The sequence below is a fragment of the Pauljensenia sp. UMB1177 genome (assembly GCF_030217965.1).
GTDB classification, from domain to species: Bacteria; Actinomycetota; Actinomycetes; order Actinomycetales; family Actinomycetaceae; genus Pauljensenia; species Pauljensenia turicensis_A.
In genome coordinates, this window is record NZ_JASOOV010000001.1 from 574,026 (window position 1) to 590,708 (window position 16,683).

Genomic DNA, 16,683 nt, shown 5'->3' on the forward strand with positions numbered 1-16,683 from the left:
GGACTCCTCAATGGTTGTTTGGTTGGTTAGATGCGGACGGCTTGCCAGTGCAAGCTGAGCCAGTAGGGGGTGTCGAGGGGTATTTGTTCGACGTGTCCGCCCACGTCGGGGGCGTGGATCATGAGTCGGTTGCCACTGGGGTCTTTGCCTGCGTAGATGCCGATGTGGTGGTAGTGACCACTGCCCGGAGTGGCGAAGCCGATCAGGTCGCCTGGTTGTAGGGCTGATTGGTCTATGGGTGTGCCTGCTCGGGTGATGATGTCGTGGGCGGTTCGCGCGTTGAGGGGTTTGCCGAGGTCGGTGTAGACGCGCACGATGAGGCCCGAACAGTCCAGTCCATCCGCGCTGGTGCCTCCCCACTTGTAGGGGGTGCCAAGATATTTTTGGGCAGTGGCCACTACGGACGAGGCTGAAGCACTTTTTTGAGTGTATTTTTTGGCCAGCTGTTTGATTTTGGTTACGTAGTTTTGGGTTTCAGAGTATGGGGGTATGCCCCGGTATTGTTGGATTGCTCCTGGTCCCGCGTTGTATGCGGCTAGGGCAAGATCAACCACGTTTCCTGTTGCTTGCCCGCTCGCGACGTAGGCTTTCACGGCGTCTACTAGCTTGCACATGAACTGGCCTTGGCTGGCGATAGCGTCGATAGGGTCGAACGGGTCGGCCACCCCGTCCCCGTTTGCGTCTATCCCGTGAGATTTCCATGTGGCGGGCATGAACTGAGCGATACCTTGTGCGCCGGCTGGGCTCACAGCTTTCGCGTCCCACCCGGATTCAGCCTCGATTTGTCCAGCGATGAGGCTGGGCGTGATTTCGGTGCAGATACTGCCCGCTTTCATCACGGCCTGCACATATTCGGGGGGCACTCCCTCTAGGCCCGCTCCTGCTCCTTCGGCTCCGCCTCCAGTCATCATCAGAGGCAAGAGCATGAGCGGGGCTGCGGCGATGAGTGTCGTTTTCACAGCCCGCGCCCTTGCTCGGTGGTTACACCGTGATCGAGGTTCCTAGTGTGGCTGGGGGTGCTGACAGCGCTTGTGTGGCCGGTATTGTTTGCGCGGCCCGCTTGGTCTGGTTTGGTGTAAGGGGTGGCCAGGGCGATGATTTCGCGGATGCGTTCAGGGTTAAACCCAGATGAGCGACCCGTTTGGGTTTCTATGATCGGGGCTGATAGGAGGCCTTCGTTTTTGAACTGTTCTACCAGGTCGGGTCGCTTGCTTAAGTCAATGGCGTTGTAGGTGATTCCTGCCTTGTCCAACTTGCGTTGGGTCAGGGCACACCCTGGACAGTGCGGGGTGGTGTAAATAGTAATGTTTTCGCTCATACCTACTACGTAGGTTGTGCGCGCACAGAGTTAAGGCCCGCACCTTTTGGTGCGGGCCTTAACTATCTCTTGGAGGGGCCTGTGGGGTTAGTTTTTGCGTCGCTTAGCTACGAGGGCGGCTGCGCCACCTGCGGCTAGTAGCGTGGCTACGCCTAGTGGTGCGAGGTTTGCGCCTGTTTGAGCAAGCGGCTGGGGTGTGGGCTCAGGTTCCGGCGTGGGTGCTGGTTCCGGCGAGGGTGTGGGTTCTGGCGAAGGTGCAGGTTCTGGCGAGGGTGTGGGTTCCGGCGAAGGTGCAGGTTCTGGCGAGGGTGCTGGTTCTGGCGTGGGTGCAGGTTCTGGCGAGGGTGTGGGTTCTGGCGTGGGTGCTGGTTCTGGCGTGGGTGCTGGTTCTGGCGTGGGTGCTGGTTCTGGCGTGGGTGCTGGTTCTGGCGAAGGTGCTGGTTCTGGCGAGGGCTCAGGTTCTGGCGAGGGCGATGGTTCTGGCGAGGGCTCAGGTTCTGGTTCGGCAGTGTTGAACTCTATTTCCTGTTTCCGGGTTGCCTCGCTCGTGTTTTTGCCGGGGCCTGTGCGTACCGAGGTCAGTCCTTTCCTATTGAGTTGGATAACGAGAGAGTAATAGCCGGTCATGATTTCAATTTCGGCTTTAACAGTGCCAGCTCCGGTAGATTTCCAGGGTATTTGGAAGCCTTCGCTTGTGCTTTCGCCTTGCCATGTTTTAGTGCCACTGTCTTTGAATACGGCCGGGCCATCTAGCGTGGCCGTGGCTTTAAGTCCTTGGCTGGGTTTGCCTAGGGCGTTGATCCAACGCAGGTTAATAGTTCCCTCGGTCGTGCCATCGCCTTGGACGGTTGGTGAGCCGAACTTTTCGGGTGATGCGTTTACTGCTTGGTTAGCGTATTTTTTCGCTAGTTCCACCACATCGGGATGCTCTTGTTGCATGGCGGCCGTGGCCTTGGCGGCGCGCTCGCGTGCGGGGCGGAGCAGTTCTGAGTTCGGGTCGTGGCTAGGGTCGAGCGCATATGCCGAAGCGTCAAAGTTGAGCCGGTTAAGCAGTGATATGGCGGCGCGAGACTGGGTGGTATTAACAGATTCGTAGGTGGCTAGAATCCACCCCATCTGTGTGCCAGTCACACTGAGTTGGGGGTCTTGGTGGTTATCAACGTTGGTTGTGTTAAGAAAGTAGCCTTGCGGGTCGTAGGGGATTTTATTGGTGAAGATGGTGGACCAGATGAGGGGGTCATGTCCGTCTGGGTTTTTCAATCCTCCAAACCACACAAGGCTGTCATCGATTTGTAGGTGGTAGCCTTGCCCGACTTCTTCTAACGCGCTGTCTTTTGATTCGGGAGGTAGGGCGTTAGCAAGTCCTGCGCTTGTTGCTAGCAGGGCTGTGGCTGTGATGGTCATAGCCGTAGTTTTTATGAGTGTTTTGAGTCTAGACACTGTTTTTCCTGTTCGTCACCGGTGTTTGTTTCAGTCCGCGCTTGGGACTTCACTTACTGCGTAGGGTGTGCGCGCACAGTTAAGGCCCGCACCAAAAGGTGCGGGCCTTAACTATCCCTGGAGGGGATCTTGTGGGTTACTTCTTGCGTCGCTTAGCTACGAGGGCACCTGCACCACCCGTGGCTAGTAGCGTGGCTACGCCTAGCGGTGCGAGGTTTGCGCCGGTCTTGGCCAGAGCAGACCCGCCACCGGAGTTGTCCGAGGCTGCGAGCTTAATGGTCTGATCCGCGTCACCAGCATCCGTGTGGGTGCCCACGAGCTGCCCGTTTGCGTCGTAGACGTATTCAAAGGCAACGAGTTCAGTGTTTGCCATGCCGGTAGTGTCCAGGTTGGCTACTACCTTCCCGCAGTCTTGCGGAGTGTTGGGCGTGAACTTCGCGGTCGCTTCATACTCTGTGCCGTCTACCATGACCATCTTGCCGGTGGTCTTGTTGTGAACCTTGAGCCTCAAGGTGTATTCAGTTCCGGGAACAAGTTTCTCGTTCGCGTCACACACCTTGTCAACCAGCTTCGTGTCCTTGCCAGGCTTCAAGGTTTTTTCACCGTTTTCGCCGGTGAACGTGGTCTTGAGCTTCGGGCCATCAGCTGTGATAGTGAACTGCTCGGTCACATCCTCTACAGAAGTAGCCAATGGGGTTACGCGGTCATCACCAGCAAAAGTAGAGATGAATACGTAGGTGCCGGCTACTAGCTTGCCGTCCGCACCCTTCTTAGCGATCCACGACGTGTCACCAACGCTGGGGTAGACACCGTTCTTAGCGGCAATGGTGACGGTTTGACCAATCTTTTCAGCCTTGTCGCGGTTCGCTTCGGTTACTTTAAGGCCAGCGGGGAAAAACAAGACCTCGTGAGAGATGAGTTTCTCGTCTGCCTTGAACCCGGCTGCGCCTTCAAAGTTGGGGTGATCGGAGGGCATTCCGGTGACGAACACGTCATCTACTAGGTAGGTGCCCGCCTTGGTGTCACGCACACTCAACTTCGAATCAATCTGAGCTGGGTGTCTTACCGACGTGGTTTCGTCTGCCATGCCATAGTCGTCAACAAAGTCGGCCTTAATGTACTTTGACCACTCAGCATCTTGGTCATCGGCTTTTACTTCCCACACCCACGTGTAGAAACCGTCCTTGGGTGCGGCCCCTGCGCTAGCGGTAAGCACCGTTTCAGGCCCGTCTGCTTTGACGATGACGGACTTGATGAGTTCTGCGCCTTCTGGCACGGTCGCGCTCTGGCCTGCTGGAGCGAGGGGGTCGATGTAGTAGAGGCTTGCGCGGTAGTTCACGGGCACATTGGTGCCATCGATGTTGAGCCACTTACCGTCCCCGTAGTTCGGGTCAGCGTTCGGGGTGAACGTGTCAGTCAGCTCAGCGCCACTGTCAATGACCTTAGCGGTATCCACATTTGAGAGGCCTTGGGGGCGGAAATCGAAGATAACATCCCACGTCGGAGACTGAACGGTCTTAGATGTAACTCTCTCAATATCGAAAATCACGTCCTGCCTGCCACCACCAGGCGACGCGTAACCGAGAACAGGGGCAGTAACATTCTTGTATTCCGTCGTAGCAAAGACTTTGCCGTTGGCGGTTGAGTGCCACTTGATGCCCATAATGGGGGTAGATGCAGTGGTGCCAGTGTAAGTATTAGTACCCGTTTCGTCGAACACCGCTGGACCATTTAGCGTAATGGTGTAGGGGTATCCCGCAATAAAACTACCGTTAGCATTCTTTAAGCCCAACTTACCTAGCGTGCCGTACATGTGGTTGGTGGTTTCTGGTTCACCTGCTTGCCATCCGGCGACACCGGCCGCTTTGGCTTCTGCGACCATTTGGCGTGCCCGGTTTTGAATGTTAGCCGGCGTGAGTTGGAGTAGCTCATTGACATTCGCCTGAGCGCGACCCGAGTTCTCAAAGTTCACGTGTGCAAGAAAACCTGTAGCGGCCGCGTCTACGTCAGTATTCGAAAACTCAAGCGAGGTTGGCGTGTACCACTTCATGATGTACGCCATCTGAGCAATATCAACACTCAGATCAGCCGGACGGCTAAGGCCAGGCTGACTCGTCAGCTCTCCGGGGGTGACGGCAACTGCCGCCGAGGGATTGACCGCGTCAGCCTGAATACACAGACCAGGCGTGGGCTGGCCTTGGTAGGGAATCCACGTGCCAAGCCAGCCAACACTTCCTCCAATAGGCACGCCGCGCACCCAAGAGCCCGCCGCGTGAGCCGGCAAGGCACTCAGAGAGCCGACAAAGATAAGCGCAAGCGCTGTTAAAGCGAGAGCTAGCCGGTAAGCCAGCCCACCCTTAGTGGCGCGAGGCGCGTCTTGAGCGTGCGTGGTTATAGGAATACTCATCACTACTCCACTTTCATATAGGTTTGATGATCGATCACGAAACCCATTCAGGGGCTTCACCTATTACGTGGAGTGTGCGCGCACAAAGATGGCCCGCAGACACTAGGTCTACGGGCCATCGGAATACTTAGCGATTAACTCCGGCACATCAATCGCAAGTACCTACACATACTTCTCCTTGAATATCGCCGATAACTGTTCCATTCTCATCTGGCTGCACCTGGTGGTGCCAGCTTCCGTCGTCGGTGGCTTGTATCCATTCGGGGAAGTTTGGGTTATAGCAGTATGGTCCGCCGCCGCACACGTCACCACTACCACCGCTGTAGCCACCGCCTCCATTGCCACCTGCGTTCGAGTTGCTGTAGGTACTGGCGCTGTAGCCACCACCGTTGCTTTCGTTGTATCCGCCCGTGCTTTGAGCCTGTTGGGCTTGTGTGTAGGCTGTGGCCGCGTCGTTTACCGCTGTGGTGGCATCGCTTAGGGTTTTGGCTACTGTGCCTGCTTGGTCGGCGCGGGTAAACACAGCCTCAATATCAGCCACAGCCTCCAGCGTTTCAGGCTTGGCTTGGTCGAGTGCTTGAGCTTCTTTCAGTGCAGCATCAAGCTGGTCGGTTACGCTCGTTTCTACGCCTTCACGATTAGCCGTGCCAGCGGCTTCGATTGCCTCATTCAGGGTTTTTATCCCCTGGTCAAAAGTGGTTGTAGCCGCGGCCGCGACGTGTTCACGCACGCCAGCAAATGAAGCAGTGAGCTTATCAAGCACGCTTTGAGCCTCCCCTTGGGCGTCCTTGACCGCGCGCGTAGCTTCTTTGGCTTGTTCACGTCCTAGCGCGGAAGCATCCTGGGCCTCAACGCTTGAAAGTGCGTCTGCTTCTTCTACCGCCACGGCTAGAGCCGTGGTGTCAGTGTCTAAAGCCCGCTGAGCCACTAGATCAATAAGCGCTTTGGCTTGCGTCTTAGTCTGGTCAAGTTCGGTCAAGGTCTGCTGATAGGTGGCTTGGGTCGCCTGGTATTCCTCGCGCGCGCTCAACGTATCAGTGTGGGTTTTCCATACCACCCCAACCACAACCAGCACGGCGATGAGTGCTACGGCGATGGTGGCAATAATGGGCGGGCGCTTATACCACGGTGGTGTCACCGTAGAGACTGGCTCGCTCATCGCAGTATCAGTTGTTTCTTGTAATGGGGTGTCGGCTTCGTTGGTGCTCATGGTGTTTTCCTTGACCTGTGTTGATGTCGAGTCTAGTTGATGGGGCCGCGCGGTCCGAGGGGTAGGGTGCCGATTTGGCGTGGTGGGACAGGCGCGTGTAGTCGGGCGCGGGCTTGCGTGTTGTAGGCGATGAGGGCTTGTTCTACCCATTTGCTCCACGTAGTCGGCCCATTATTGGCAAGGCTGGCGATGAATAAGCCACGTGCTTCGTCTGCCACTTTTTCATCTACCCGAACAGTGATTTTTTGGATACCACTGGCCTGGGTCTTGGGTGTGGGTGTTTGTGCCCGTGGTTTGGCCTCGGTCTGGGTCTGGGTGATGACGCTGTGGCCTGCTAGGGCGCTACGTCTAGGTTGTGGTTTAGTCATGAGTGTGTCCTTCGTCGAGTTTTCGCATGTGTTTGTCTAGTCGATTGATGGCGTGAGCGGTTTCGGATAGGCGGGTGTGGAGTTGGAGCATTTGCTCAAACTCTTTGGCCTCTAGCACATGTTGGACTTTCTCTGTCCACGTGTAGGGTCCAGGTCCTAGGTGTTCTGGTTTGATCCAGTATTGGAGGTAGTGAGTTGCGTTTACCGTGTCGTTGTACAGCAACTTCAGATAGATGTCTTTTTCTTCACTGCTCGCCTGCCTGTAGGTGGCTAAGAGTTGTTTGTTACTGATTTTGCTCATTGCTCTGTTCTTCCTGGTGGGTTTGGATTGCATGGAGGTATTGGGTGTAGATGTCGGCTAGTTGTGCTGCTTCTTGTGTGGGCCATTGTTCTAGTGGCTGACTGGCTTCCACGCTGTCTGCGATTGCTACCCGTTTAGGGATGGGTGGGTTAAAGATTGTTAGTCCGCGTTGTTCTACTTCATGGGTTAGCTCGCTTATCCAGTGCCCGCCGCTGGTGGTGCGGGCTTCGTGCTGGTTGATGATGATTCCCCCGATTGTGAGTGTGGGGTTGTAGTAGGTGCGGATCTGGTCGATCGAACTGAGTAGTCTCGCTAGCCCGTTAGCGCTCCAGAGTTTGGAGTGTGTGACGATCAGGGTGATGTCGGTGGCGGTCAGGCCGTTGATTGTGAGCTGGTCGAGTGATGGTGGGCAGTCGATAAGACACACGTCATAGTTGCTCGCGATAGGACTTAAGGCGGCGCGTAGCCTGCTTTCGCGTCCAGCTCCTGCTACTACTAGTTCGTCTCTTACTACTGGTAGGGCCTCACCCGTGGTGGGTACGAGGTCTACCCCGTCCCATAGGCCAGGTACGGTGACTTCGCTTATCGGTAGCTTGGTTCGGTTTGAGAGCACGTCAGCCAACCCCGCAGTGTCCTCGTCTACTGGGTGTTTTGCGAGGCTACTGGTGATGTTGCCTTGCGGATCAAGGTCTACGACGATCACGCGCAAGCCCTCAAGAACCGCGGCGCGGGCTAGGTGATAGGTGGTAGTTGATTTACCAACTCCACCTTTTTGATTACACAGTGAAATGGTGAGCATCATTGTCTCCTCATGGGTTACATGTCTACGGTTGCCAGCGTTGCCGTCATTGCCGACGTTGCTGGCAGTGCTGGCGGTTAGAACAGGTAGTTGTTGAACATGGTTGGTAGTAGGTCGAGAGCCTGGCGTTGTAGGCGCACTGAAACGTTCATGTATAGCGCGGTTGTTTGTAGGTTTTCGTGACGCATAAGGGTTTGCACTACCCGCGCGTCTGCTCCTGCTTCAAGTAGGGCTGTGGCGAAATAGTGGCGTAGCTGGTGGGAAGTCATTGTGATACCCGCTCGCGCAAAAGCGTCAGAAATACTTGAGCCAACTGCCCGACGTTCTACATGCGTGTGAGGGCATGTAGAAGAAGGGAACCACCAACCGCGTAGAGGGTAGTGTTCAGCCTCGCGCAAGATGATGGGATGCACTGGCAGAACGGCGGTTTTATTGCCTTTTCCAACTACGGTTATCATTCCCGTTGCGTGATCGATGTCTTGTCCGCGTATTTTCGCTATTTCGTGGACTCGCAGCCCAGCAAAGGCAGCAAGCATGATGCGGGTGCGCGTGGCGGGACGCAGAGGCGAGGTGAGAACGGCTCGTAGCTGTTCATCTGTGATAGGTCGCGGTTGATACTTAGGACGTTTAGGCGCTGCAACGCGGGACATAGGATTGTCCTGACGGTGATCGCTGATAACCAGCCAATGATAGAAGGCTCGCAGATGCACGTAATATGTGTGGCGCGTGATCGCAGACGGTAACGTGGCAAGCCATAAAGTAATGTCCTCGAAATTGGCTACCTGAGCGTTCACCCCCGTTTGCTGAGTGAATTGGTCTACGACACGTAATCGTTCATCAATCGTCCTGACTGACAAAGAGCGTGCGGACATCTCTACAGTCCATAGGCGGGCGAGTTGTTCAAAAGGAATAACAGTTTTGAGCATGACTAAAGTTTCAGCCATTAGCATTGGCAAGCATGCCCAATTGTTGAAAAAAACGGGCATTGCTGGCAGCGCCATCACTGCCATAGTTGCCGTCATTACTGGCATTGCCATAGTTGCTGGCAATACGAGTAAAAAGAAAAACGAAGCACAGAGCCAGCGAAGATACGATGCCGAAAATGAGTGGAACTCTTTACCGGGCTTGTAATGAATAGGTCGTGGGTTCGATTCCCACAGGTGGCTCGACTGAAACGGTCTGGACTTGCGGGTTGAGGCCGTTTTCTTTATATTCGGTGGTTTTGTCTGCTCGACGCTTCTATGATGAACGATTGATATATAACATTTGTCGTTTAAGCTCTTCGTCGCCAAAAAATGAAAAAGCCTCCGACACCTGCAGTGCCGGAGGATCTCACACGAGTCGGGGTGGCGGGATTTGAACCCACGACCTCTTCGTCCCGAACGAAGCGCGCTACCAAACTGCGCCACACCCCGTGCGACTGTTCGAGTATAGCGAGTCAAAGTCCCAGATGACAAAACGGAAAGCCCCTAGAGTCTGCCGAATAAGTCACAGTGCCCGATCCGAGCGCCCAGCCTAAATGCGTGGCAATCATTCGCTGGTAGCGCTATCCAAACGGGCTGCGTGAACGCTATGCGATTGAAAGAAGAGTGGCCTCGGGGCGTGTTGCGATACGAACCTGCGCGTAGCGCGACGTCCCCAGTCCGGCACTGACATTGACGAAGGACTGGTGCGTGCCATATCGCCACGAGTGCAGCCCTTTTGCGTATTTCCGTGGGACGTCGCAGTTCGTCACGATCGCTCCAAAACCGGGAAGTCCAATCTGACCGCCGTGCGTGTGACCGGCGAAGATAAGGTCGGCTCCAGCGTCCGTCATGGCGTTCAAAACGCGCGTATATGGAGCGTGCGTGAGACCGATACGCAGGTTCTGCTGGTTCGCCCACGAATCCAACGGGATGGGAAGTCGATCGCGGTTGAGGTGCGCGTCGTCGGTCCCGATAAAGCTGAGCGTTTGGGACGTGTGCGCGGCCTCGTGAATAGAAGGCGAAGAAGCGCCAGGTGCGATGGTCGACGAAGACGAGACGCGCGCAACCGGTGCTAAGACAACGGGAATCGAAAGCGTATCTGCGCGGTTAGTCAGGTTCGTCCAGCCGGCTTCGTGGAATGCGGAAGTCAGTTCAGTCCACGGCAGGTCCGGCGTTGTGCGCGCCTTTTGAGGGTGTCCGCCGACAAGGTAGCGTGCCCAGCTCTTCGGCATCTGCGAATAGTAGTCATTCGAGCCGAGCACGTAGGCGCCGGGGTAGTCCAGCAGTGGTTTGTAGGCGCGCATCAGGGGGACGAGGCCGTCCACACTGGAGAAGTTATCGCCGGTAGAAACGACGAAATCAATGTGGTTTGTGGCCGTAACTTTCCTGAGGAAATCTTCGATGAAGTCTTGGCCGGGAAACATGTGCAGGTCAGAGACGTGAAGGATTGTCAGTGGCTGGATATTGCGCGATGGATCCAAGGTGACGTGGACGTGTCGCAATGTTGGCCAGCGTCGTTCAAACGAGCCCCAGGCGAGTGCTGACGCCCCTGCCAACCCCATGCCGAGGGTCGTGTAGCCGACGCCTTTAAACGCGCGCCCAGCGATGTTGAGGGCGCTTGTGTGCGCGTCGTACGTCATGGGTCTGCCTTATTCGGAGTCTTCCTCTTCGTACTGCTCGGTTGCCTGAGCTGCGGGCTGCTGAGTACGAGGCTGCGGGGCGGGGGAACCGATGCTGACCATCGGCATGGGCTCGATCGGAGTGTTCGCCATAACGGCTGACATGTAGGGTGCCCAGATGGTGCGACCAACGAAGGTCTCACCGTAAAGCTGGGCGTAGTAGACGCCGTTGATGGTCACGTTTTGAACGGGCTGGGTTGAAGCGTTCGCGTGGCCGACCCATGCCGAGGTGGCCAGAGAGGGGGTGAAACCGCTCATCCACGTGTTCGAGTTGTTATCCGTTGTACCCGACTTACCGGCGAACTGGCGGCCGTCAGCGATTCGTGTGGACGTGTAGTACTGGCTCACGGCCTGTGTCAGCGTCGTTGCCGTCTGCTGGGCGGCGGTTTCGGGGATGATCTGGCTACATTCGGGCGTGTATTCCTTCAGCGTGTTCTCGTCGCGGTCGGTGACCGACAGGATCGCGTTCGGCTTGCAGTAGTTACCGTTGTTCGCGATCGCAGCGAAAGCACCGGCAACTTCAAGCGGGTTTGTTGACGAGGTGCCCAAGACGTTTGCCGGGAAGAGGTCGGCGACCTCGCCGTTCTGGGTTACGCCAAGGTCGTAGGCGGTCTGGAAGATCTGACAGAAGTCAACGCGCGATGCCATGTTCACGAACGCTTGGTTAACCGACAGGCCGGTTGCGCGAATGACGTTCATTGCGCCGTCCTTGCCGGGAAGGTCGACGACGTTGTAGGGGCCGGTGTTGATCGCTTGATCACCACAGTGGAAGGCGTTCGAACCGTAGTAGCGGTTTGCTGAACCAACGGTTTCGTAGGCGCTGTGGCCTTCCTTGAACCATTGCAACAGGGTGAAGACCTTGTAGGTCGAACCGACCTGGAACTGACCATCGGCGGCGTAGTTTGCCATGGTCTGGCCGGCTTCAACACCGTAGTTGGTGTTCTGGCTCATCACTAGGATGTGTCCGGTGCTGGGCTCAACGGACACCAGTGCGGTATCAACGTCGGAGGCGTCGTCGACGGGGATCGCGCTGGTCAGTGAGTTCCAAGCGATCGCTTGCTTCGTCGGATCAAGGGTGGTGCGGATCGTGATGCCCGCGGTCTTCAGCATGTGTTCGCGTTTCGCGGACGTATCGCCGTAGGTGTCATCGGCAAGGAATTGTGACAGGACGTAGTCGCAGAAGTATGCGGAGGAGCCCGATGCGCCGGAGCATCCTTCGGCGGAGACGTTCGGGTTCAACATGTCTTCAATGGTGGTGGCGAGGCCCGCGTCGTATTCCTCTTGCGTGATGACTTTCTGGTCAAGCATCAAGCCAAGAACAAGGTCGCGACGTTCTTTTGCTGCTTCAGGGTATGACAGAGGATTGTATTCAACGGGGGACTGGACCAAGCCTGCGAGCATTGCTGCTTCGAGGTAGTTGATTTCAGAGGCGCTCTTGGAGAAGTAGCGCTGCGATGCGGCTTCGACACCGTAGGTGATGGGGCCGAAGGGCGCGATATTTAGGTAACCGGTGAGAACCTGATCTTTGTCCAGCTTCCGTTCAAGGGCGAGAGCGTATTTGATCTCGCGGAGCTTGCGGGCTGCGGTCTGTTCGGTTGCCGCGTTGACCTGTTCAGCGTCGCCTTCCAAGTAGCCCTTTTCAAGGAGGGCGTTTCGAACGTACTGCTGCGTAATGGTGGATGCGCCCTGGGTGTCGGTTTCGGCCAAGTTGTTGACGAATGCGCGGGCGATGCCGGTTGCGTCAACGCCGTCGTGTTCGTAGAAGCGCTTGTCTTCGACTGTGACGATGGCTTGCTTCATGATGTCGGCGATGTTTGCCGAGGGGACGACGATGCGCTGTTTGTCGTAGAAGCGTGCAATCACTGCGCCTGTTGAATCGAGCATTTGCGATTCTTCTGCGGGCTCGACGACTTCAATTTCGCTGGGGAGGTCGTTGAAAACTTCCGGCATCGACTTGGTGGCGAGCGCGAGAGATCCGGTGAGCGGGACGAACATGCCTGCCCCGAGCACGCCGATGAGTGCTGACGTGGACACGAATGCCACGAGGAGCGCGACGAGCTGTGCGGGCCGGATAAGGCGCGAGTGATTGTGCGACATAGGTTAAGAATACGTGTTGGTGAGCGCTCCGCAGTGAGCAGACGCTTCTTTTTTGTGTGACTCTCTGCCAAGGCGAGACATTGTCGGTTTGTTAATTACTGTGGATGTGTGTATCGTCACAGGTGGAAGCTCATAGGCGAGCGATTTGGAAGTGCATATTCATGACCACCATTGACCAGGATCAGAGTTGGGTAGCAAAGGCGCTGTGTGCAAACTCTGAACCTGATGCTTCATTTGTTCAAGGGGCTGCGCAGCGCCAGGTACGCCTGCGTTGTTTGCAGTGTGAGGTCCGTTTGGAATGTCTTGCTGACGCCCTGCAGTCCGAAGCCAATTTTGGCGTGTGGGGTGGGTTGACAGAGCGTGAGCGACGCGCAATGCTTCGCCACTACACGACCGTTGAAAATTGGCGGGCCTGGCTGGAGTCCTCCCCGGATCCGCTGGCTGCTGAGATTCGTGCGGCGAAGGTTCCGCGGGTGCTTGCGCACGTTCGCGGGTGAACGTCAGTTTCGTTTGATGCCGCTGATTGACGAGGCCGCGACGGCGTGGCCGTCGTGGAACGAGTGGCAGTGAAGAACGTAGGATTGAGCCATGACTAAATGGGAATATGCAACGATTCCGTTGCTTACGCATGCCACGAAAGCAATTCTTGACCAGTGGGGTTCTGACGGGTGGGAGCTCGTTCAGGTGATCCCCGGTCCGACTGGTTCAGAGAATCTGGTTGCCTACTTGAAGCGACCGATCGAAGACTGAGCTGTGATGGCCTGATCGGTTGGCGCTTCGCTGACGGATTAACAGACTGAATACGACTGGGGGGCTCGGAACTAAAAGTTCCGAGCCCCCCAGTTGCGTCTAATGAAGGATAAACCCTGAGGGTTACCTTGTGAGATCAGCGTGCGCGACGTGCCAGGCGGTCAACGTCGAGCAGGGTCACTGCGCGACCTTCCAGGCGGATCCAGCCACGGGAGACGAAGTCGGCGAGCGACTTGTTCACGGTTTCGCGCGAAGCGCCAACCAGCTGAGCAAGCTCTTCCTGGGTCAGGTCGTGAGGAACGTGAACGCCCTTGTCGGATGCAGTGCCGAAGCGATCTGCCAGATCCAGCAGAGCCTTTGCCACGCGACCGGGGACGTCGGAGAAGACGAGGTCGGACAGAGACTCGTTGGTGCGACGCAGACGCTGGGCGAGTGCCTTCAGCATGTGCTTTGCCAGGGTCGGGTTCGTGTCGAGGATTTCCATGAGGTCTTCGTGGTCCAGGTGGAGCAGCGAAACCGGGGAAACGGCAGTTGCGGTGGTGGAACGCGGACCCGGATCGAACAGGGTCAGTTCACCAATGATTTCACCGGGGCCGAGGACTGCAAGCAGGGACTCACGACCATCGTTTGACGTGTGACCGAGCTTCACCTTGCCTTCGGTGATGATGTAGAGGCGATCGCCAAGGTCGCCCTCGTCGAAGAGAGTCTCGCCACGACGCAGGGTCGTGTGGCCCATCTTCTGTTGCAGGGAAATCTGCTGGGAATCATCGAGGCCGCCGAACAGCGGGACTTGGCTGATGAAGTTACCGTCACCAATCATGTGGCGGGGCTCCTTTCTGCTCGTGGCCTCGTGGGTAACGAGGTCGAAACCATTATTGAGCACTCGTGTGCCATAGGACATACGAGACTGATACACCACACAGTATGCCCTGTTGACCGCTACTAGGTGAAGAAACCGTGTGGACACGCCGAAAACGCGCATATAACCGCCGAATCTGCGAGCGTTTGTGCGTTGATCACAACGAGCAGGCGACCTGTTTTATTCCTCTGTCGTCTTTGTTTAATCACTGTTCATCCGCGCTTATTGCGCATGGTCTGGGCATAAAAACGCCGGTGGGTGCAAGCTTTTGCTTGCACCCACCGGGGAGAGCCTGATCAGGATCTTCAGCGCAGGCCAGCGGCCTTTTCTGCCTTGCGACGTGCGCGCGCAGTGTAGTGAGCGCTGGTCGGGTTCACCTTTTCGACCTCGGAACGCAGGACCTCTTCGGCGCGACCGGTGCGACGGACTCGGTGGGACAGGATGCCAATGAAGATCATGGCAATACCCATCAGAAGGAATCGACCGGAATAACCGGCAAGCTGGACGTGGTGCGTGAAGTTCGCGCCCACCGTGTTCCAGTTGTACAGCCATGTCAAAACCGGCTTGGTGTATTCGGCGGTCATGGCCGGAACAACCAGCCATGGCAGACCAATGATCGTGGTGATCACACCGGAGAAGCAGGGGCCAAGTGAGGACTTGCATGCAGCGATCAGCAGAGCAGTGCCGATCACAATTGCAACCAGAAGCTCACCCAGTGCCAGCGTCGACACAAGAGGAGTGTCGGTTATCGGAGCGCCCGTCATCGCATTCGTCATGCGCGAGCCAGCATCCGCGGCCAGATACCAGGCGATCGGTGCCAGGATGAAGAACGAGAGCAGGGAACCCCAGTGGGCTCCGGCGCGCGACGGCATTTCTGCTGTGAGGGTTGCGCCTTCAAAGATCGAATCATCAAGCGAAGTTGGAGTCGTCGCAACGAAAGGCTGCTCCGGTTCGGTCGTTTCAACAGCCTCTTCGCGGGGCTTCCACGTGGTTTCAGTTTCTTCCTCGACCTCTTCAACCGGAGCGGCCGTCATAAAGGAACGACGCTGAACGGTCGATGCTTCAACCGAAGCGGGAGTTGCGGGAGCTTCGTCGGTAGCGGGAGTGTCAACACGATTCGCCATCACGTCACGCGGAGTCGGAGTCGGATCCGAAACCGGGTCGATGACGATCGCAGGAATACCGTCCGTCATCACGGGGATGGTGGTCGTGTGCGGGGTCAGAATCACGGGCTCAATCTGGCCGGTCTGAACAAGAGACGATTCGCCGATAATGTCGTCCGCGCTTGAGATTTCACCTGGAAGGTCAACCTCTTCGCCGGTCAGCGGAAGTGCTGGGCTATCGGCAGCTTCACCTTCGGCCATCATCGGTTCATCGCTGAAGTATTCGGATGTTTCGGGTGCGACGAAGTCATCGTCCTTGGGTGTTGTGAAATCCTGATCAGACATGGTGCTCCTCCTGCTTGTGGGTACACACTATCGAGAAAAATGCCGGACTTTCGGCTTATTTATCCGCTAGGCGCGTTTCGTCACCATTGTTTTGGTCACGCTGTGTATCAAGCTGGGTGGCCTCGTCCCCTACGCTGACCCGCTGTCGTGCCACGTAGATACCCATTGTGGAGGCGCCCAACAGACATCCCAGGGACGCAATGACGGGAGACGCAAGCGCCAACTGAGTCGTCACCGAGGGCCCCGGAGTGACCACGGAACCCGTGATTGATGACCAGAGCGGAACCAGCATGTACGTGGGAATCGCCATGATCAGCCACGCGCCAGCCTGCGGGCCGGTCAAGGAAAAACGTGCGACCAGAGCAGTTAAACCCAAGAGAATCGCGGCGATGATCGTTTCGAGAGCGTGCGTTCCCGCCGCCGGCTCCAGTGCGGACAGTCCGTTCGCGCTCACCGCGCTGGTGTCATTCGGTGCCGCTAAGACAAAGAGTACCGACGCAATCAGCGTTGCGGGAATCGACAACGAGGCCACCCACGTGTGCCGATGCCCTGTAATCGCAGGATAAGGAACCAGAGAATCGATTTTGACTGCCGGGTAGCGCGCATACGTCAGCGCAACCGCGGCACATCCGGTGATCAGAGTGACCGACAGTGGGTAGAGGCTCCACAGGACCGACGAACGCATATCTGGCAGATCCAAAATCATCGACTGCAAGAGTGGAACGCGCAGGTAACCGGCTGCTTGGCTCAGCCCAATCGGAATTGAAAGCGCGGACGTCACGTACATTCCGGCGGGAGACTCCTCGCAGTTCAGTGATACCAATGCCAAGATAATCGTCGCCAACGCGACACCGATCAAACCTTCGACCGAAGCCAGTGGCAGACCAACGGCGGCTTGCGCCTGTAAATCAGCCATCGACGACCCCATGAAGATCAGGGCGACGGGCGCAAAAACAAGGGCGTATACGCCACTGCGCACGTGATCAGAACGGGGGATCGGGCGAAGATTCATGCCTCAAGTATGTCGCACATCCGGCATATG

Annotated in this window: 15 protein-coding genes and 1 tRNA gene; 4 read left to right on the forward strand and 12 right to left on the reverse strand. The window is 56.7% G+C overall.

The window, feature by feature from the left end:
* Positions 1-26: 26 nt before the first annotated feature.
* Positions 27-959 carry a C40 family peptidase gene (locus QP442_RS02515; RefSeq protein ID WP_285069564.1) on the reverse strand — a complete coding sequence of 311 codons (933 nt, stop codon included), beginning with the start codon at positions 957-959 and terminating at the stop codon, positions 27-29.
* Positions 956-1,318: a glutaredoxin family protein gene (locus tag QP442_RS02520; protein ID WP_285069565.1), complete on the reverse strand. Its 363-nt coding sequence runs from the start codon at positions 1,316-1,318 to the stop codon at positions 956-958. Before QP442_RS02520 ends, QP442_RS02515 begins: the two co-directional genes overlap by 4 nt.
* 158 nt (positions 1,319-1,476) lie before the next feature.
* On the opposite strand from QP442_RS02520, the gene QP442_RS02525 reads away from it, so the two are divergent.
* The gene (locus QP442_RS02525) at positions 1,477-1,833 is read left to right on the forward strand and encodes a hypothetical protein (protein WP_285069566.1); all 357 of its coding nucleotides are present in this window, start codon (positions 1,477-1,479) and stop codon (positions 1,831-1,833) included.
* 1,061 nt (positions 1,834-2,894) lie between these two features.
* Here QP442_RS02525 and QP442_RS02530 read toward each other — a convergent pair.
* The 4 genes from QP442_RS02530 to QP442_RS02545 form a co-directional block, all read right to left on the reverse strand.
* On the reverse strand, positions 2,895-5,165 hold the full coding sequence (locus tag QP442_RS02530; protein ID WP_285069567.1) for a VaFE repeat-containing surface-anchored protein: 2,271 nt from the start codon (positions 5,163-5,165) through the stop codon (positions 2,895-2,897).
* 148 nt (positions 5,166-5,313) lie between these two features.
* Positions 5,314-6,375, reverse strand: coding sequence for a hypothetical protein (locus QP442_RS02535; RefSeq protein WP_285069568.1), 1,062 nt, complete (start codon positions 6,373-6,375; stop codon positions 5,314-5,316).
* Positions 6,376-7,027: 652 nt separating this feature from the next.
* The gene (locus QP442_RS02540) at positions 7,028-7,843 is read right to left on the reverse strand and encodes a ParA family protein (RefSeq protein ID WP_285069569.1); all 816 of its coding nucleotides are present in this window, start codon (positions 7,841-7,843) and stop codon (positions 7,028-7,030) included.
* A gap of 77 nt (positions 7,844-7,920) precedes the next feature.
* Positions 7,921-8,769 carry a tyrosine-type recombinase/integrase gene (locus tag QP442_RS02545; RefSeq protein ID WP_050998759.1) on the reverse strand — a complete coding sequence of 283 codons (849 nt, stop codon included), beginning with the start codon at positions 8,767-8,769 and terminating at the stop codon, positions 7,921-7,923.
* Between QP442_RS02545 and QP442_RS02550 the strand changes: the two genes are divergently transcribed.
* Entirely contained in the window at positions 8,768-8,974 is a 207-nt protein-coding gene (locus QP442_RS02550; protein WP_040318336.1) for a hypothetical protein, read from the forward strand. The two genes, QP442_RS02545 and QP442_RS02550, sit on opposite strands and share 2 nt — an antisense overlap.
* Before the next feature lie 210 nt (positions 8,975-9,184).
* Here the strand turns inward: QP442_RS02550 and QP442_RS02555 are convergent.
* The 3 genes from QP442_RS02555 to QP442_RS02565 all read right to left on the reverse strand — a co-directional run bounded on the left by QP442_RS02555 (position 9,185) and on the right by QP442_RS02565 (position 12,584).
* Positions 9,185-9,258, reverse strand: a tRNA-Pro gene (locus QP442_RS02555).
* A gap of 155 nt (positions 9,259-9,413) precedes the next feature.
* Positions 9,414-10,448: a metallophosphoesterase gene (locus tag QP442_RS02560; RefSeq protein ID WP_103632935.1), complete on the reverse strand. Its 1,035-nt coding sequence runs from the start codon at positions 10,446-10,448 to the stop codon at positions 9,414-9,416.
* 9 nt (positions 10,449-10,457) lie between these two features.
* Positions 10,458-12,584, reverse strand: coding sequence for a transglycosylase domain-containing protein (locus tag QP442_RS02565; protein WP_103632936.1), 2,127 nt, complete (start codon positions 12,582-12,584; stop codon positions 10,458-10,460).
* Between the two features lie 161 nt (positions 12,585-12,745).
* Here QP442_RS02565 and QP442_RS02570 point away from each other — a divergent pair, with 161 nt between their 5' ends.
* Together QP442_RS02570 and QP442_RS02575 are read left to right on the forward strand one after the other, a co-directional pair.
* The gene (locus tag QP442_RS02570; RefSeq protein WP_006680452.1) at positions 12,746-13,081 is read left to right on the forward strand and encodes a WhiB family transcriptional regulator; all 336 of its coding nucleotides are present in this window, start codon (positions 12,746-12,748) and stop codon (positions 13,079-13,081) included.
* A gap of 91 nt (positions 13,082-13,172) precedes the next feature.
* The gene (locus QP442_RS02575; RefSeq protein WP_006680451.1) at positions 13,173-13,334 is read left to right on the forward strand and encodes a DUF4177 domain-containing protein; all 162 of its coding nucleotides are present in this window, start codon (positions 13,173-13,175) and stop codon (positions 13,332-13,334) included.
* 136 nt (positions 13,335-13,470) lie between these two features.
* Here QP442_RS02575 and QP442_RS02580 read toward each other — a convergent pair whose 3' ends face one another.
* The 3 genes from QP442_RS02580 to QP442_RS02590 form a co-directional block, all read right to left on the reverse strand.
* The gene (locus tag QP442_RS02580; protein WP_040318335.1) at positions 13,471-14,154 is read right to left on the reverse strand and encodes a Crp/Fnr family transcriptional regulator; all 684 of its coding nucleotides are present in this window, start codon (positions 14,152-14,154) and stop codon (positions 13,471-13,473) included.
* Positions 14,155-14,498: 344 nt separating this feature from the next.
* Positions 14,499-15,641: a hypothetical protein gene (locus tag QP442_RS02585; RefSeq protein ID WP_103632937.1), complete on the reverse strand. Its 1,143-nt coding sequence runs from the start codon at positions 15,639-15,641 to the stop codon at positions 14,499-14,501.
* 55 nt (positions 15,642-15,696) lie between these two features.
* Complete coding sequence (locus QP442_RS02590; protein WP_103632938.1) at positions 15,697-16,653, reverse strand: hypothetical protein; 957 nt, start codon at positions 16,651-16,653, stop codon at positions 15,697-15,699.
* Positions 16,654-16,683: the final 30 nt, after the last annotated feature.

Bases quoted from the DNA above. Each gene is read 5' to 3' on its own strand.
- QP442_RS02545 (WP_050998759.1), bottom strand. From the start codon at position 8,769: ATGCTCAAAACTGTTATTCCTTTTGAACAACTCGCCCGCCTATGGACT.
- QP442_RS02570 (WP_006680452.1), top strand. From the start codon at position 12,746: ATGACCACCATTGACCAGGATCAGAGTTGGGTAGCAAAGGCGCTGTGT.
- QP442_RS02520 (WP_285069565.1), bottom strand. From the start codon at position 1,318: ATGAGCGAAAACATTACTATTTACACCACCCCGCACTGTCCAGGGTGT.
- QP442_RS02560 (WP_103632935.1), bottom strand. From the start codon at position 10,448: ATGACGTACGACGCGCACACAAGCGCCCTCAACATCGCTGGGCGCGCG.
- QP442_RS02580 (WP_040318335.1), bottom strand. From the start codon at position 14,154: ATGATTGGTGACGGTAACTTCATCAGCCAAGTCCCGCTGTTCGGCGGC.
- QP442_RS02530 (WP_285069567.1), bottom strand. From the start codon at position 5,165: ATGAGTATTCCTATAACCACGCACGCTCAAGACGCGCCTCGCGCCACT.
- QP442_RS02590 (WP_103632938.1), bottom strand. From the start codon at position 16,653: ATGAATCTTCGCCCGATCCCCCGTTCTGATCACGTGCGCAGTGGCGTA.
- QP442_RS02535 (WP_285069568.1), bottom strand. From the start codon at position 6,375: ATGAGCACCAACGAAGCCGACACCCCATTACAAGAAACAACTGATACT.
- QP442_RS02550 (WP_040318336.1), top strand. From the start codon at position 8,768: ATGACTAAAGTTTCAGCCATTAGCATTGGCAAGCATGCCCAATTGTTG.
- QP442_RS02585 (WP_103632937.1), bottom strand. From the start codon at position 15,641: ATGTCTGATCAGGATTTCACAACACCCAAGGACGATGACTTCGTCGCA.
- QP442_RS02565 (WP_103632936.1), bottom strand. From the start codon at position 12,584: ATGTCGCACAATCACTCGCGCCTTATCCGGCCCGCACAGCTCGTCGCG.
- QP442_RS02575 (WP_006680451.1), top strand. From the start codon at position 13,173: ATGACTAAATGGGAATATGCAACGATTCCGTTGCTTACGCATGCCACG.
- QP442_RS02540 (WP_285069569.1), bottom strand. From the start codon at position 7,843: ATGCTCACCATTTCACTGTGTAATCAAAAAGGTGGAGTTGGTAAATCA.